The following is a 17416-nucleotide window of genomic DNA, read 5'->3' as shown; positions in this document are numbered from 1 at the left end:
CTTGATGATCATTACAGACGGTCGATTATAGCCTGCCCAAAGGCTGAGCAGCCCATTGCTTGTGCTCCATCCATCAGCCTGGCAAGATCAACAGTGACCTGCCCGGCACCGATCACCTGCCCTATAGCGCGGCGCAGAGTGACCGCCGTTTCGCCCCATCCAATATACTCCAGCATCATAACCCCGCTTAGGAGCAGGGAACAGGGATTAGCCTCGTCCTTACCGGCCAGCTGCGGCGCGGTGCCGTGGGTGGCTTCAAACACTGCCACTCCATCACCGATATTGGCACCGGGTGCCATCCCCAGGCCGCCTACCTGTGCAGCCAGAGCATCGGACATATAATCGCCGTTCAGGTTGGGCATGGCCAGCACCGAATACTCCTGGGGACGTAAAAGCGCATGCTGAAACATGGCATCGGCAATGCGGTCTTTGATCAGCACCTTACCGGCAGGCAGCTTGCCGCCACATTCCCGACGCAGCGTTTCTTCGGTGAGGGTTGCATCGCCGAACTCCTCGGCAGCCAGCTCATAGCCCCAATGGCGAAAAGCGCCCTCGGTATATTTCATGATATTGCCCTTATGCACCAGGGTCACCGAATCCCTCCCGGCATCCAGGGCAAACTGAATCGCCTTGCGCACCAGGCGCTTGGTACCGAATTCGGAAATAGGCTTCACCCCGATCCCGGAATTATCGCGAATATGGGTTCCCATCTCTCTGCGCAAAAACTCTATCAGCTGATTGGCCTTTTCCGACCCCGCCGGCCATTCAATTCCCGCATAGACGTCCTCGGTATTTTCACGAAAAATCACCATATCTACGTTGGCCGGCTCGCGAACAGGAGCAACAATTCCCTGAAAATATGTGATCGGACGAACACAGGCATACAGGTCCAGCTCTCTACGCAAAGCAACATTAACGCTGCGAGCGCCCTCTCCGACCGGTGTCTCCAGCGGACCTTTAATGGCAACACGGTGCCGTTTCAATGCCCGCACAGTTGCATCCGGCAGACGCTCGCCCGTTTGCAGCTGTGCTCTTTTTCCGGCAAGCACCTCACGCCAAACGATGCGCTTCCCGCCTCCATGGACGCTTTCCACAGCAGCATCAATTACCTGTCGGCTCGTCGCCCAGAGCTCCGGCCCGACCCCATCTCCTTCGATATAGGGGATAATGGGATTATTCGGGACGTTGAGAGCCCCTTCAGGCGTTAACCTTATCTCATCTCCTGACAAAACAGTCTCCCGGTTGCTCACGAATTTTCCTGCACCCTTTTTCTCGACAGGCAGCAGATGCGCTGTACGCAAAACGCCGCACACCAAGATGAATACTCAGTCCCAGGTTTCTTTTGGCAGGGCACATGGCTGCAGGCAACAGGACGAGGTACCCTTGGCTGGTACATAAACTTGCAGATTTTACCTGTCAATGTATATTCTGTCCAGAAACGTAAGCAGGATGCGCCCCTGCGCCAAATGTGCCCCTCAACCCAATGCCCCTCAACACGATGTCACCACTTCAATATATTCGCGCTGTTACTGTTCTTGTTCTTGCCCCGCCCATGACCTTCATTGTCTCCCTGCTTGCCTGGCTGGACCTGAGCTATTTTCGTCAGGCTAAAGAAAAAGCACTGGTGTTTCCACGGTTCTGGGGCCGATGCATCTGCCGCCTTGCCGGGGTGAAGGTGCAGTTTGAGGGATTGGATCAGATCGCCCCCGACCAGACCTATATCTTTGTCGGCAACCACTGCAGCCAGTTCGACATCTTCAGCTTTCAGGGGTATTACCCATACGACTTTCGCTGGGTGGCAAAAAAAGAATTATTCAACATTCCTGTCTTCGGCCAGGCCATGAAAAAGGTGGGCTACATCTCCATCGACCGATCGCGGGGACGGCAGGCGCTGAAAAGCCTGGATCAGGCGGCCGAACAGATTGCTGCCGGAGCGTCGGTCCTGATTTTCCCAGAGGGGACCCGAAGCCCCAGCGGCAGGCTCCAGGAATTCAAGACCGGAGCTATTATGCTGGCGATCAAGGCGGGGGTTCCGGTGGTCCCCATTGGTTTCAACGGCTCCTTCCCTGTACTTCCCAAAGGAAAACTTTTTGCCAACAAGGGCACCATAACCATCCGTTTCGGTACTCCGCAGCCCACCAGCCACTATAAAGCCAGGGACAAACAGGCTCTTGCCTCCAGTCTCCATCAGGATGTGGCTCGATTGCTCGATAACGAATACCAACCTGAAAACGAGGCGGTCTCGTCCCCTTGACCAACTCAGTCCTTTCAGCAGGCAACGTTTTCATCCTCTTGAAAAAACCGGCCTCTCCAACACCCGCGGCACGGTAATGCAGCAGAATTATAATGCTTTGCAAAAACAGTGGAACGTGTAATAATGCCATCCGAAATTACACAGGGCGGACCCGCCACGGCAAATCCGTTTTCCCCGGCCGCCTGCGCAAACAGTCTAAACAGCTTGCCTGATACAGCTACCTTTCACGGGAATTATTCCATGCAGTTGCATACAAGAAGAACAGGCCATATTCTCTCCAGCCTCGCAGTGCTGCTGGTGCTTATCTGCCTCCTTGGCGCATCCCCGGTTCAGGCCCTGGAGCAAAATACCGCCTTTATCCCCTTAAAAATTAACGCTCCGGATCCAGAATCACTTGTTTTTCCGGCGGACAGTGCCCTTGAATCGGCACTGGCAGAAAGAGACTATCTCCTGCTCGCCAGAGACAAGGCAGCAACGCTCCTTGACTACAGCGGCACCTGGCCGCCTCCCTCGCAGACAATCAACCGAATATCTGAAACAACCGGATACGATTACGTGGCGATCGGCAGCCTGACCCAGCTAGGAACGACCTACAGCCTTGATGTGGCGGTATTCGATGCACTCCAGCCCGGCGCCCCGTATACTGCATTTCGGGAAACCCAATCCATAGATGATCTGCAAAACGTTCTTGCTGAGATTGTGGCGGAAGCCGTTCGTTTTGCCAACCGGAGTTTTACCATTGCCTCCATTTCACCGGCCGGCAACCAACGTATAGACGCTGGTGCCATCCTGCGAAAGATATCCACCAAACCTGGAGATGTGTACGACCCAAAGGGTCTGCGTGAAGACCTGAAAGCGGTTTTTTCCATGGGCTATTTTGACAACGTCGAAATTGAGGCCTCAGACAGCGAAAGCGGGAAAAAAATCCTTTTCCGGGTACAGGAAAAACCACTTATCGGCAGCGTGGTCATTGTCGGCACCGATAACATCAAGGAAGAGGACGTCCGCGACGCAGCCAACATCGCCACCAACACCATCCTCAACCCGACCAAAATCAACGATGCGGTCACCAGGGTGAAGGAGCTGTACAAATCCAAAGGGTACTACACCACCGAGGTGAATGCCAATGTCAGTTACCCTGCCGAAGACAGCGCTGAAGTACGGTTCGTGGTGCAGGAGGGCGACAAGATTACGGTAGAAGAAATCAGCTTTCAAGGCAATACCAGCTTTGACGACGATGACCTTGAGGACGTTATCCAGACCGGGACCTATACCTGGTGGCTCTCCTGGCTTACCGATGCAGGGGTGCTCAAGATGGATATTCTCAGGCAGGATGCCGCACGCCTTGGCGCCTTTTACCAGAACCACGGTTTTATTGAAGCCAAAGTGGGCACCCCGGTTGTCGAACAGAAGGATGACGGCCTCTACATCACCTTCCCCATCGATGAAGGCCCACGCTACCGGGTTGGCATTGTCGACATCACCGGAGACCTGATCCGTGACAAGGATGAACTTATCGCCAAGCTGCAGATCCGCCAGGAACCGTTCCTCAATCGTCAGATCCTGCGCGAGGATACCACCCGGATCACTGATCTTTATGCGGAAAACGGCTTTGCCTTTGCCGAAGTTTCGCCCAAGGTCAGTAAGGCGGACGTGGGGAAACGGGTAGATATCACCCTGCAGATCGACAAAGGATCACTGGTGTATTTCAATCGGGTCGAGATCCAGGGCAACACCCGAACTCGGGACAATGTCATTCGCCGGGACCTGACCGTTGAGGAGGGAGGAGTCTTCGATTCCAGGGCTATCCGCACCTCCACCCTCAAGCTGCAGCGACTCGGTTATTTCGAGGAAGTAACGGTCACGCCCAAACCCACGCTCAACCAGGACCAGATGGATGTGGTGGTGGATATCAAGGAGAAATCTACCGGTCAATTCAGCATCGGTGCCGGGTATTCCACTTCGGAAAACCTCATTTTAATGGGAGAAATCACTGAAAACAACTTTCTGGGCACAGGCAACCGCCTCTCCCTTACCGGCAACCTCAGCAGCAAGACTGCCAGGTATAACCTTAATTTCACCAATCCGCGCCTGTTTGACTCCAATGTCTCAGCCGGGTTCGACCTGTTCAACTGGGAACGGGAATATGATGATTACACCAAGGACTCCACCGGCGCAGGCGTTCGTTTTGGTCACCCCTTCTTTGAAAAATGGTACATCTACTACGGATACACCATTTCAGACACAAACCTCAGCGATATCGCGGAAAACGCCTCTGAGGTGATTAAACAATCAGCGGAGATCAATCTTGAAAGCTCCGTACGTTTGTCCTTGGTCCGCGACACCAGAAACCGTACCTTCGCGCCCAGCAGTGGCTCCCGTAATGCGGCCAGCATTAAATATGCCGGGGGCCCACTTGGCGGCGAAGCCCAGTTTACCAAGCTCGAAGCTTCGTCCTCCTGGTATTTTCCCATGGTATGGGAGACGGTATTCCACGTCAAAGGAGCTGCCGGACAGGCCTTTGAAAACGAGGACGATAAATTGCCGGTCTATGAACATTTTTACCTCGGCGGCATGAACTCGATCCGCGGTTTTGAATCCTATTCCATCAGTCCGATAGACCCGGAGACCGGTGAAAAAATCGGTGGTGACAAAATGTGGTATGCCAACGTCTCTATCATCTTTCCGCTACTCAAGGACATGGGAATGCAGGGAGAGATTTTCACTGACTTCGGTAACGTATACGGCACTGAGGAAGACTGGGATCTCAGCGATTTCAAAAAATCAGCCGGTGTCGGGCTGCTTTGGCTTTCCCCGCTTGGCCCTCTACGCATTGCATGGGGATACAATCTTGATCAGCAGGAGGGAGAGGACAGCTCCACTTGGGACTTCAGCATGGGTGGCACCTTCTGATATTCCCCCATCTTTGCACGACAGACATTCATCATGCAGTCGGTAATTGAACGGCTGTGCGAGGGCAGTTCATCAGCACCTGATATTGCGGGACTGAACAGCGCTTCCACTGCTTTTTTTATCAGCCAGACGCTGGAAAAACTGGGAAAATCCATATGCTGTATCCTCCCCACCGATGATCAGCTGGAGACCTTTGCCCAGGATATTGCGCTCTTTACCCCTGTTCCGGCACTTGTCTACCCCAGCTTTGAAATCCCGCCCTACACCCCGCTCTCCCCTGATCCGGCAACCGTAGGGACGCGGCTTTCCACCCTCTACCTGCTGCAGGAAGCGGTGGAACCGATCATCGTGCTCACCTCGGCCGAGGCTGTGCTGCGCAGGATACTCCCCAGGGCCGCCCTCAATGACCATTGCGAACTGCTCATGGCCGGCGAGGACATTGACCGCGACGGCCTGATTGAGTTCCTCGTGCGTGCCGGCTACCAGAACTGCGAACTGGTACAGCAACAGGGTGACCTGGCTGTTCGCGGCGGGATAGTCGATGTGTATCCGCCATCCCATACCACCGACGGCACTGCGGGACCGCTGCGGCTCGATTTTTTCGGGGACACCCTGGAAACCATTCGCACCTTCGATCCGGTGAGCCAGCGATCAGTGCATGAGTTGGAAGAAGCGGTGCTCCTCCCCGCATCCGATATGCTCTTCGTCCATTCCGGCAATCAGCCGCTTTGGCGTGCAGTCATAACTACAATTGCTGAGCAGGGACAGTGGCCGGAAGATGCAAGGCGGCAGATCGAGACCAATTTTTCCAACCAATACCGCTTCCCCGGCATTGAGTGCCTGCTTCCCCTGCTCTATGGCGGCAGCGATAAACTGCAGAGTTTTTTCGACTACCTGCCTCCCGATTGTGCGCTCTTTCTCTGCGACCCATTTGAAGTACACCGTTCCATGGAGCTTGTCCGTGATCGTATCCAGGCCAATTTTACCGAAGCAGTTGCCGGCGATGTAGCTGCACTTCAGCCGGATGAGCTGTTCCTCTCCACAGAAGAAATCCAGAAGGCCTGCTCCGACCGACTTGCGGCACGCATTGTCTCCTTGCCGGACCCAGACAACCCAGAGCCACCGCTGACCATTCAGAGCGGCGACCACAGCCTGTTGCGCCAGGAAATAGAACTGCAGCGAAAAAAACGGGGTCTGCTCGCCCCGCTCGCTGACCGCATCATCCCGTGGGTGGAAAAAGGTGCAACGACCCTGCTTGCCTGCAAATCGCAGCGCCAGGCTCGCCACCTGGCCGAACTATTGGAAAATTACTCGCTCAGATCGCGGCCGATAGAGGCCCCTGTCAACCTGAACGAGCTCTCTTCCACCAATGAGATCCTCCTGGTTGACCATCCCCTGTCGCGGGGCTTTGATCTGCCAAGCGCCAAACAGCACATTCTCTCGGCCAACGAACTTTTTGGCGAAAAAAGACTGCAGAAAAAGCGCCACCGACGCTCTGCAGGAGCCGCCAAAGGCCAACCGCTGGACCTTGATCAGCTGGCCGATGGTGATGTGGTCGTCCACCGGGAACACGGTGTCGGGATCTTTCGAGGATTAATCAACATGGAGGTCACCGGCAATCGAGGCGACTTCCTCCTGATTGACTACCGCAACGACGATAAGCTCTATGTACCGGTGGATAAACTCCACTGGGTGAGCAAATACCAGGGGCTGACCGACCAACAGCCCAGATTGGACAGCCTCGGCACCCAGCGCTGGCAAGCGACCAAAAAAAAGGTCACCGATGCCGTGTGGAAGGTTGCCCAGGAGCTGCTGGAAATTTACGCCAAACGTGCAGTGCGCCAGGGCCATCGCTTCTCTCCGCCCGGTGAACTCTATCGTGAGCTGGAGGAATCGTTCCCCTACGAAGAGACTCCTGGACAGGCCCAGGCCATTGACGACACCCTCGCCGACCTGACCAGCGAGCAACCAATGGATCGACTGATCTGCGGCGATGTCGGTTATGGAAAGACCGAGGTCGCAGCCAGGGCGGCCTTCAAGGTCATTGAAGATGGATACCAGGTCGCGCTCCTGGTACCGACCACCGTCTTGGCCGAACAGCATGCCGCCACCTTTCGTGATCGCTTCACCTCGTTTCCGGTGGAAATACGCTGCCTCAATCGTTTTCGAACTGCCAAGCAGCAGAAGGAAATCAGTGCCGGGGTAAGCGACGGTACCATTGACCTGGTTGTGGGAACCCACCGGCTGTTGTCAAAAGATATTCAGTTCAATCGGCTGGGGCTGCTCATCATTGATGAAGAGCATCGATTCGGGGTCAGCCACAAGGAAAAAATCAAGCGGCTCAAAGCGTCGGTTGAAGTGCTCACTCTGAGCGCAACCCCCATCCCACGGACTCTGCAGATGTCGCTGCTCGGTATACGCGACCTCTCGATCATTTCCACTCCGCCCCAGCAACGTCGAGCCGTGAAGACCTTTCTGGCCCGCTACGATCAGCTGGTCATTCGCGAGGCTGTCATCAAGGAGCTGCAGCGCGGAGGCCAGCTATTTTTTGTACACAATCGGGTGCGGACCATTCATCGGCTTGCGGAAACCATCGGCGAACTGGTTCCCAACGCCCGGATTGGCGTTGCCCATGGCCAAATGTCCGGCCAGCAGCTTGAGGAGGTGATGGTACAGTTCATCCAGCATGATATTGATATCCTGGTATGTACCACCATTATTGAATCCGGCCTGGATATTCCCAATGCCAACACCATCATTATCAACCGGGCTGATCACCTCGGCCTGGCAGACATCTATCAGCTGCGCGGACGTGTCGGTCGCTCCTCCCGCCAGGCCTATGCCTACCTGTTCGTTCCTTCCCTGGACAGCCTGAGCGGTGATGCGAAAAAGCGGCTTCGTGCCCTGATGGATAATGCAGAGCTTGGCGGTGGATTCAAACTGGCCATGAACGACCTCCAGATACGGGGGGGTGGCAACCTGCTCGGGGTGTCCCAATCAGGCCATATTGCAGCTGTCGGCTATGACCTTTACCTGGAATTATTACAGGCCACAGTGGCGGATCTGAAAAAGCAGAGCGAGGCCCGTAAAAATGGTCAGCCGACCTTTGACATTGATCCGGAGGTCAAGCTGCAGACCGCCGCCTTTCTGCCTGATGCGTACATCACTGATACGACCCAGCGCTATCAGGCCTATCGCCGGATATCGGCACTGAGCAACGCCACTTTCGAAGAACTCCAGGACCTGGAGGACGAACTGCGTGACAGGTATGGGAATCTGCCAGAGGAAGCCCGCAACCTCCTGCGTATCATAGGCCTTAAGCAGCGGTTGCGCCCACTCTGGATAACCCGGCTTGAACAGTCTCCGACCACCCTGGTTTTCCATTTTGCAGAAAACAGTCCCCTTGAACCACAGCGGATCATACGGGTCATTCAGAACCAGTCGGCAAGTTCGGGCAATCAGGCCACCCCGCGCCTGACCCCTGACCACCGCCTGTTGGTTCCTGTGGATTCGCAAACCCCTCTTTACCAACAGATTAACCAGGTGCTGAGTACCCTGGAAGAAGAGTAGCCATGATACATCAATCCTGTGAAAAAACCATTCCAGGCTTTTCCTGGGAAGCCATCGATGTGGTCCTCCTGGACATGGACGGTACCCTGCTGGATAAACACTTTGACGATTATTTCTGGGAACAATACCTGCCCGAACACTACAGCCTGGCCAACGATATCCCCTTGGATCAGGCCAAAAAAGAACTGTTAACCCGCTACTCCGACGTCAAAGAGACTTTGGCCTGGGCAGACGCCAGCTTCTGGTCAAAGGAACTGGGGCTCGACATACCGGAGCTGAAAATGCGGATCAACCACCTTATCGGGGTACATCCATATGTGATTGAGTTTCTCGAATACTGTCTGAAAATCAGAAAAAAACTCTACCTGGTAACCAATGCCCACTCCAGCACCCTCTCCATCAAGCTGGAAAAGACGGCGATCGGTCCCTGGTTTGATCGCATCGTCTGCGCAGAAGAGGTAGGTTTTGCCAAGGAGGAGCCGCAGTTCTGGGAAAAACTGGAGCAAATGCTCGGTTTTGACAGAGAGCGTACCCTGCTGGTCGACGATACGGAAAAGGTGCTTATCTCTGCCCAGAGATATGGTTTGAGACACCTTCTTTTCGTCGCACGTCCGAGCAGCAGGCAGCGGGTGGAATATTCCTGCGACTTTCCCTCCATTGAGTATTTCAAGGAACTGCTCCCCCGCAGCGCCACTTGAGGCCACCGCACCAGTAGCCTGCCCCGGTGCTGCTCCTCTTCCGGCAAAACTTCGAACCTGTCGCCGCCTGAACTGATGAGCAGTTAGGGCTTTCGCCCGGGTTGCAGGAGGTGCGTGTGCTTAGTGCAGGGAATCTGCCGCCGTTGTTCTCGCTTACCGATTCCCCGGGTGCACAAAAAAAAGCCCCGCTCCTGCCAACGCAAGAACGGGGCCTAAGGCATTAAAGCCCGATGATCAACGACGGGGCATTATCCGCGACGGCACTGACGGATGTAATCCTTGGCCAGTGAGGGATGATCTTCAATGATCTGTCCTTTTTCCGATCCCATCTCCTTGACCAGGTAACTCATCACCTGGGCATAGGTCATATCTTTTTTCAGCGTTTCCTTCACCAGCGTCTGAATCTTTTCCTGATCCTTCAGATCTTCAAAATAGCTGAACAGGCGGTGCTGGTCTCCACTGCCAGCACCTTCAACTTCGGCACTCTCCTCTTCCAGAGGATTCTGGGCCAGGCCTTGAATTCCTTCTTTGATTTCCGACTGCAGTCGCTCTACCAGGTCAACGATCGGTTGAATATCGGCCTTACTGGCAACATCCTGGCTCTCAATGGAACTGACACGGCTGGGCAGATCACCAAGCAGTTTCTCGGAAGAAATCTGCTGCAGTTTCCCCTGGGCCGACTCCACCTTCTCCTCTAAACCGGTGAGCAGCTCACTGAGTTGCTTCAGGGCATCTCCCGAAGCTGAAACCTCGCCGGCAACCTGGTCGAGCTTGTCGCTGGGTGCAAACGCTTCCATCTTCGATTCAAGGGCATGTATCTTATCGGACAGCCTATTGAGCCTGTTTTCCAGCATGTCATGGATCTCATCCACCTTGGCATTTTCGCTGATAACCGCCTGTGATGGAGCCGCTGCTGCCGTTTCCTGCTCTCCAGATGTCTTCAGGCTTCCAATTCGAGCCAGTCCGTCTGCAAGCCAGGTGGCGAGCGTTGCCTTGAGCGCAGTATACATCTCAGCTGCACTTTCCCTGTTGACCATTGCTACGGCGCCGAGAAAAACCCCGAAAAGGACAGCCAGACAGACAACCAACCCGATGACCATACCGATCGCCCATTGCACCAACCGTATGGCACCAATGAAAATCATGGCGATACTTTTCCACACGCTACCATCAGCCGAGGTGCTGGTAAAATACACCAACAGTGCAAAAATTAGGAGCACCGCCCCGGCTTTGAGGAGTGGAGTTCGCATGATATTCTCTTTCATAAATGATTCCTCCATTTCAGAATGTCGGTACTGCCTGCCGGGTAGCCTCCCCGACTGACAACACGCAGGCATAAAAGTTACAATGTTTCTGTGCTGTTTTTTTAGTGTATTTGCACGTGAACGGCAAGGGAAATATGTGAAATCATTTTTGTCAATTTCATCAATATTTCTTATATCGATTCTGCCCCCCGCTGGTGGGGGCAACTGTTTTCCTGCCATAACGCCGTCGAATACCATGCATCTGCTGCTGGCAGCTGACCAAGGCCTGAACAACCCCGGGGTCAAACATCCGTCCGCTGTTGTCTGCTATGGTTTGAACGGCTTCGGCATGGCAGGTCTCCTCTGTACCGGCAGTGCAGCCACGGGTCATTTCTTCGTAGGTATCGACTACCGCCATAATCCTTGCCGCCAGCGGTATCTCGGCTCCGCTCAGTCCATGAGGGTAGCCCTTGCCATCCCACCGTTCATGATGAAAATAGGCGATGCTCTTTGCCATGGTCAGAAAGCCGCTGCCGTGCCCTTCTGCCTCCATCGCCTTTATCACGTTCCCCCCTGCCAGCGTATGTGCCCGCACTCTTTCCCGTTCAGGCTCTGTGAGCGGTTCCCGGCTTCGCAGCAGGTGATCGGGGATGGTGACCTTGCCTATATCATGGAGCACCGAGGCATGAAAGATATCATAGATAAACGAATCGTCAATATCAGCGGCATAGGCATCCTCCACAGCAAGCGTAGTAGCAACCACCCGGCAATACTCACGCACCCTTTCCAGGTGATGGCCGGTGGTTGTATCACGGTACTCGGAAAGTTTCGCCAGGGCCAGTATCGCCGCCTCCTCGGTCTGGCGAATCGTCTGCAGCGAACGAACCAGTTCTTTTTCCAGAGCGAGACGAACACTGATGTCCCGTAAAACGAGTTGGACGCCAACAGCCTCGTTCCCATGCCTGAGCAACGACGCCTGTATTTCCATGGTGCGCAACTGCCCGTTCTTTGGCTGCAGATCGACCTGGTAACCGGTCAGTGCTGTACCGGTGCGGAGGACCTCCTGCATGCGTTTTTTGAATTTGCGCTGCTCTTCCAGGGGAAAAAGGTCAAAAATGGAATGCTTCTGGGTGACCTTTTCCACCCCGAAGTGTTCCTTGAATGCGGCATTGGCCTGCAGGATCATGCCGGCGTGGTTCACCAGGACCACATCATCAGCCAGTGCATTGAACAAAATCTGATATCGCCCTTCTGATTCCTTGATCTGGCCCGTTTGATAACTGACTTCCTGTTCCAGCTGTTTGGCCTGCTGTTTCAATTCGCTTGCGGCCTGTTGCTCCTGCCGGCGAAGAGCATATTCCAATTTTCTGGCTGCCGTTTCAGTGGCGCTCTGGGTAGCGGCTATACAGACAAAACAAAACATAAAAAAAATATTGCTGAAAAGCGGCATCGCTGATTCCGCAACCATGCCGCTCCCCGCCACCAGCAGATACCCGGCAACGAGCAGAAATCCGCTGAGCAGCGTTTGGCTGAGGGTAAGCGGAGTGAGGGTGGTGTAGATGGTCATGATCACGATCAGGCCGACATAGTAGGGTGACTGTACCCCTCCCATTGTATCGATCATCACCAGAATAACGCCTCCTGCAAGAACATAGCCCAGTAGCCCTATGGGCAACGACCATCGGCGGCACTTATCGTAATAATTAACGAGCAACAGGATCATTCCGCAGGCACAGACCACAAGTCGATACCAGAAAAAACGTTGGAAAAACTGCGGTACAAGCAAGAAATCAAGGACACTGAACCCCAGCATCAACAGCATGCCGAGCAGTAGGATGTAATAGACCCTGCGGTGATGAAGTTCTCGCAGTTCGGTCGCATATCCTCCCTGGTTATCTGCTCCATGCATGGACATCGATTACCTTCCCTACCCGTTCAGGAGAAGATTTTTTCTTACTCGTTGAAACTCGGCCTCCTGATGGAGGAAAGCCTTGACCACCAGCGGATCAAAATGGGTGCCGCTACGATTGACAATATATTCTTTTGCCTCTTCATGGGTAAAGGCAGGTTTGTACACCCGTCGGGTGGTCAGGGCATCATACACATCCGCCAGGGCGACAATGCGTGCTGCCAGCGGTATTTCCTCCCCGGCCAACTGTTCCGGATATCCCGTGCCATCCCATCGCTCGTGGTGGAAATGGGAAATATCCTGTCCCATGGTTAAAAAGGAGTGGGTCCCTGAGAGTTGTTCAGCATTATGCAGCACCTCGCTGCCAAGGGAACAGTGAGCATGCATGACGGCCATCTCCTCTGCGCTCAGCTTGCCCGGTTTAAGCAGAATTTCATCAGGGATTGCGACCTTGCCGATATCATGCAGAACGGCTGAACGGTAGATATCCTCTTCAAAACTATCGCTTATAAAGGGCCGAATTTCCGGTTCTTGAACAACCACCTCGGTAAGGAGACGGGTATATTCGCGAATGCGCTGCAGGTGGGCCCCTGTCTCCTCGTCCCGACATTCGGCCAGATGGGCAAGACCGAAGATGGCGGCCTGGCGCGACGAGTCGAGCAGCCGGCTGGATTCAAGCACCTGCTTTTCCACCTGCTTGGTGCTGCTGATGTCGCGAATGATCAGCTGATAGGAAGTTTTCTCCCCGGGCATGGGAACCTCCATACCACTCACCTCGGCCTCGAGGGTACGGCCATCTCCAGCCAGCAGCCGCAGCTGAAGACCGCGAACGGTTTCTCCCTCTTCCAGCCGTTCCAGCAGCCGGGCCGCCGCTTTGGCGCTTGCCTCGTCTGGAAGGAAAAGGTGCAGTTCCATGCCGGCCAGGATTCCTTCTTTTGCGGCAAGCAGTTGCTCGGCACTCCAGTTGCCCCCCTGTATTCGCCCCTGCCCGTCGATAACGACAATCAGCTCATCAATATTGTTATACAGATCCTGGAATCGCAACTCCGACTCCCGGACCTGCTGTACTCTTTTTTTTACCAGCTCTTCAAGGTTGCCGGTATACTTTTTCAATTCGTTTTTGAGCGTACGCAGGCCCCTCTGCGCTGCCAGCGCTTTACGCTGAATACGCAAGTCATCAAAACTCTGAATGGCAGTCACGCCCGTTATACAGGCAAAAAAGAAGGTATTGTTCATCGCATAGCGCCAGGCATGTTGATCCGGTGCACCTGTTCCATACCAAACAGTCGCCGCATAGACCAGATACATGGACAGACCGGTAAAAAGAGCCTGGAATACGGTAAAGGGAAGGACCGAAAAGCCACCGGCCATCATCAGCAGGATGCCAACATAGTAGCCGGAAACAAAACCGCCAAGTTTGAGCGTCATCAGGGAGATGGTCATACTCCCCAACAACATCGCCGCGAACATGATCGGCCGGACCAGTCGCTTTCCCAGGGGATGCTGCAGCAGCAGCAATATGCACAACAGGGCCAGGACAAAAAGGAACCGATACAGACCAAAGAGAGCAAAATGGTGCGGATAACAGATGTAATCAAGCAGGGAAAAGAGGGTGAAAAAAATAACTCCCAGCCAGAGGCAGATCAGGCTCCGCTGATAAAACAACAGGTTCAGTTCACCGACAAAGGCGTGCCTTGCGAAATCGTTTGCCCTGTCGATCATCTATTCCCTGACAGCCATGGCAAAAAGATTCACCCCTTCACTTTCCTGCACGACCGTAATGGAGTCGCCGAAGGGGGTGGGAGCAAAAAGCTCTTTAAGGTCCTCTTCACTGCGGTAAATGAGTTCCCATCGGAGCAGTTTGTCGAGAAAAAGGGAGTCGCTGTAAAAGCTAAAGTTACCTAGCACAAGGGAGCCACCCGGCTGCAGATGATGATAGCACTGGGTAACCAGAGCGCGAAACAGCCGGGTGTCGAGATAATCGCACAGGCCGGCGGAGTAGATGATATCCTGCGGTTCTATCCGCTGATTGACCCGGCCAAGCGACCACTTAATGACATTCTCACTCATCAGCCGTATGGAAGCCCGGTGCGGAAAGACATTGACATGCTGATTGGTATAGCGGAGGGCATCGGCATCTATATCAATACACAGGGCCTCTATCAGCTCACTCTGTTCGCATTCGGCGAGGAAGTCAAACAGTTCGCGATTGGGGCCGCAGGCAAGGTTCATAATTCGTGTTTGCTCCCCTCTTGCCAAACGATCGCTGCACAGACGTGCAAGTTCTTCCCTGAGCAGACGTCTTCTTCCGCGAATGGCCAGTGAACCGGGACGCTGCAGACAAAAGCGGTCGATAATCTTCCCAAGGGTCCCCTCTCCTTTTGCCTCATCGGCGTAGATATGCTCCATCATGAGAAAGTCGCCGGCATAGCCCTTAGGCTTGAAATAAGCTCGCTCGGCAAATTCGCTTCGCATGAAGTAGGGGAAAATTTCCTTGAACACATATCCCCACATCACCTGTTCGTACCCAGTTCCCTCCATGGTCTGTTGAAAGGCTGGCAGGGCGTCATTCAATCGGTCAAGCACTGCATAGCACTCGGCTTCACCCTCAGGATCCGACTCGCCGACAGCCTCCTTCTGCTGCAGCCTGTGGGAAAGATTAAACAGTTGAGCTTTCAACTGCTCAACGGTACTGCTAACCGTGTGCCAGCTGTCGGCATGGATAAGCGACGCCGGCAGCGGTTTTGCATCGCTGTAGCGAATAGAACGTCGGCTTGAAAGGGAGTCAGCATAGCCTGCCACCGGCTCGCGCTCTCCGGCAATCCTTCTGAATTTTCTACAGATTTTCCGCGTGAGAAAAACAAGAAAATCCATGTAGGCCTGCGGCTCAGCTGCCTGCATCCGCTCCATAACGCCACTGTCGAATGTGCCGATAGTCACGCTGTTAATGGCTCGAATATCCCGCACCCGTGACTCCCCGTCAAAAAAGCCAATTTCACCGAAAAATTCACCGGTTCCTATCAGCGCAACGGTGATCCGGGTATCGTCATTATCCGTATAGCTGACCTCAACCTTCCCGTCGATCAGATAGTAGAAAGCATTGGTATCCTTTCCCGGGCTAAGAATCGGTTCATCATGGGAAAATGAGCGTTGAACGGCAAACCCGAGAACGACCTGCAGCAGTCGCTCCTCCTGCGCGGCAGTCTGCGAAATGGTTGAATCAACTGGTGTTGCGTGCATGGTGCTCCCTAAAGGATTGGAATAAACGATAAAATCGATCCCCAGCCATCAACAAAGGTTCAAGGGGGGCAGATGCCGACCTGAGGTCAAAATACATACCGCAGGCCGATGGTCACGGCATGCGCACCACCCTCGGTAAACGACCCGTCAATTCCGGTAAGCCCCGCATAGCCATCATTTTCTACGGATCGACTTTTGGTATGATGGTACATATAGGAAAATGTCATATTCAGCTGCCTGGTAACAGCATACTGCAGACCAGCCGCATACACCACTGCATCCGCATCCGGCAATTCAAACCCCAGGGTGGACTCGGGAACCGGTGTTTGCTCAAAAGCCAGGCCAACGGTGGTGCAGAACCTGGGGGTCCACTGATACCACAGCCCAAACCTGAACGCGTCACTATCTTCCCAGTTTTTGGCAATCGGCATGTACAAACCGTTGAAGAGCGGACTCACGCTGTCACCTGCATACTCGCTATCCAGGGAGTCAACCGCTGACCAAAAAGTTCGATCCCACACAAACTCAAACGTCCACGGAGCGACCTGCCAGGAAGCGGCAAAAGAGAGAACCGCAGGCAGGGGGACATCAAGCTCCCCTCGTCCCCACAGCTGCTGTACAGGACCACTGTCGACGGCAGCGCTCAGCTCCGCTTCCCCCTCGAAATGCAGAATCACCTCAGAGCGAAAGGTGGCAGAGAGATGAAGGGGTTCCAGCGGCACCACGGTGACGGCCAGGTTATAGCCGTACTCCCATGCATCGCCATCCTGATTTCGCCGGATCGAGGATAATCCCCCCAACTGTGCTGCGGGCGGATTGGTGACAAGGTTCTCCATCTCCCCCATACCATAGATAAACCGCACCCCTGCTGCCACCGTGAGCCACTCCGCAGGGGTATAGGAAACAGACGGGTTGGCTTCAACCGTCAACAGAGAAAATTTTCGGGCAAACATCCGGGGATAGGCTTGCTCCCATTGTTTGACGAGACCAAAGGGGTAGATCAGCGAAAACCCACAGCGGAAATCACTCCATTTCGGGGAAACAGCATGCAGCAGAGGAAAAACAAACCACTCTTCATCTGCGCTTCCGGCAAACAGCGGCGATCGGTCGTCCTGGTAAGTGATGCTGGGAAGATGCAGGGTAGTGAGATCAACCTCAATCTGCCCCTCCTCTGCAAGCAGGGCCATATTGGCGGGGTTAGAGTATGCCGCGTCCGGACCGGGAGTATAGGCGACATGAGCCCCTGCCAGTCCGACCGCTGCAGCAGACTGATTGGTAATGCGAAATCCCGCACCGTATACCAAAGGAGAACAAACAAGCGACGCCAGGAGGACAATGCTCCAGCAACAGGCAAAGGACAGCTTCATATTTCGATCAGCAGGGTTGGATAAATAAAACGCGCGAGTCCAACAGACGAAAGGCCAGCGGTCAGCCTTCCCTGATCACATTATGCGCCAGAATAGGAGACAAAACAAGGGATATTCACAGATCACGGTCCCTGTACCGCCATTTGCCCACACCACTTGTGAGCAACAGAAAAAGATAACCGTCACCCACCAATACCGACAGATCTCCCTCCCAGGCCCGC

General features: G+C 54.2%; 10 protein-coding genes. 4 read left to right on the top strand and 6 right to left on the bottom strand.

Annotation, left to right across the window (positions count from 1 at the left end; all coding sequences use genetic code 11):
- Nucleotides 1–11: 11 nt before the first annotated feature.
- Nucleotides 12–1250: an isocitrate dehydrogenase (NADP(+)) gene (gene icd, locus ACZ52Z_RS16855; protein WP_464267938.1), complete on the bottom strand. Its 1239-nt coding sequence runs from the start codon at nt 1248–1250 to the stop codon at nt 12–14.
- Between the two features lie 248 nt (nt 1251–1498).
- Between icd and ACZ52Z_RS16850 the strand changes: the two genes are divergently transcribed.
- The 4 genes from ACZ52Z_RS16850 to ACZ52Z_RS16835 all read left to right on the top strand — a co-directional run bounded on the left by ACZ52Z_RS16850 (nt 1499) and on the right by ACZ52Z_RS16835 (nt 9435).
- A complete protein-coding gene (locus tag ACZ52Z_RS16850) occupies nt 1499–2254 on the top strand; it encodes a lysophospholipid acyltransferase family protein (RefSeq protein ID WP_464267937.1) in 756 nt (251 codons plus the stop codon).
- Between the two features lie 240 nt (nt 2255–2494).
- Entirely contained in the window at nt 2495–5167 is a 2673-nt protein-coding gene (gene bamA, locus ACZ52Z_RS16845; protein ID WP_464267936.1) for an outer membrane protein assembly factor BamA, read from the top strand.
- Between the two features lie 33 nt (nt 5168–5200).
- Nucleotides 5201–8737 carry a transcription-repair coupling factor gene (mfd, locus tag ACZ52Z_RS16840; protein WP_464267935.1) on the top strand — a complete coding sequence of 1179 codons (3537 nt, stop codon included), beginning with the start codon at nt 5201–5203 and terminating at the stop codon, nt 8735–8737.
- 2 nt (nt 8738–8739) lie between these two features.
- Entirely contained in the window at nt 8740–9435 is a 696-nt protein-coding gene (locus ACZ52Z_RS16835; RefSeq protein ID WP_464267934.1) for an HAD-IA family hydrolase, read from the top strand.
- 248 nt (nt 9436–9683) lie between these two features.
- On the opposite strand, the gene ACZ52Z_RS16830 is transcribed toward ACZ52Z_RS16835, so the two are convergent.
- The 5 genes from ACZ52Z_RS16830 to ACZ52Z_RS16810 form a co-directional block, all read right to left on the bottom strand.
- Complete coding sequence (locus ACZ52Z_RS16830; protein WP_464267933.1) at nt 9684–10685, bottom strand: hypothetical protein; 1002 nt, start codon at nt 10683–10685, stop codon at nt 9684–9686.
- A 175-nt stretch (nt 10686–10860) separates the two neighbouring features.
- A complete protein-coding gene (locus ACZ52Z_RS16825; protein WP_464267932.1) occupies nt 10861–12594 on the bottom strand; it encodes an HD domain-containing phosphohydrolase in 1734 nt (577 codons plus the stop codon).
- 12 nt (nt 12595–12606) lie between these two features.
- Nucleotides 12607–14310, bottom strand: a complete 1704-nt coding sequence (locus ACZ52Z_RS16820) for an HD-GYP domain-containing protein (protein WP_464267931.1) — start codon at nt 14308–14310, stop codon at nt 12607–12609.
- The gene (locus ACZ52Z_RS16815; RefSeq protein WP_464267930.1) at nt 14311–15828 is read right to left on the bottom strand and encodes a cyclic nucleotide-binding domain-containing protein; all 1518 of its coding nucleotides are present in this window, start codon (nt 15826–15828) and stop codon (nt 14311–14313) included. It abuts the gene before it with no gap.
- An 86-nt stretch (nt 15829–15914) separates the two neighbouring features.
- A complete protein-coding gene (locus ACZ52Z_RS16810) occupies nt 15915–17195 on the bottom strand; it encodes an OmpP1/FadL family transporter (protein ID WP_464267929.1) in 1281 nt (426 codons plus the stop codon).
- Nucleotides 17196–17416 lie beyond the last annotated feature (221 nt).

Source organism: Desulfogranum aggregans (assembly GCF_055398265.1).
Note: the sequence above shows the minus strand (reverse complement) of the source record. Positions and strands in the feature narration are given on the sequence as shown.

Bases quoted from the DNA above. Each gene is read 5' to 3' on its own strand.
- ACZ52Z_RS16850 (WP_464267937.1), top strand. From the start codon at position 1,499: ATGTCACCACTTCAATATATTCGCGCTGTTACTGTTCTTGTTCTTGCC.
- bamA (WP_464267936.1), top strand. From the start codon at position 2,495: ATGCAGTTGCATACAAGAAGAACAGGCCATATTCTCTCCAGCCTCGCA.
- mfd (WP_464267935.1), top strand. From the start codon at position 5,201: ATGCAGTCGGTAATTGAACGGCTGTGCGAGGGCAGTTCATCAGCACCT.
- ACZ52Z_RS16835 (WP_464267934.1), top strand. From the start codon at position 8,740: ATGATACATCAATCCTGTGAAAAAACCATTCCAGGCTTTTCCTGGGAA.
- ACZ52Z_RS16830 (WP_464267933.1), bottom strand. From the start codon at position 10,685: ATGCGAACTCCACTCCTCAAAGCCGGGGCGGTGCTCCTAATTTTTGCA.
- ACZ52Z_RS16825 (WP_464267932.1), bottom strand. From the start codon at position 12,594: ATGTCCATGCATGGAGCAGATAACCAGGGAGGATATGCGACCGAACTG.
- ACZ52Z_RS16820 (WP_464267931.1), bottom strand. From the start codon at position 14,310: ATGATCGACAGGGCAAACGATTTCGCAAGGCACGCCTTTGTCGGTGAA.
- ACZ52Z_RS16815 (WP_464267930.1), bottom strand. From the start codon at position 15,828: ATGCACGCAACACCAGTTGATTCAACCATTTCGCAGACTGCCGCGCAG.
- ACZ52Z_RS16810 (WP_464267929.1), bottom strand. From the start codon at position 17,195: ATGAAGCTGTCCTTTGCCTGTTGCTGGAGCATTGTCCTCCTGGCGTCG.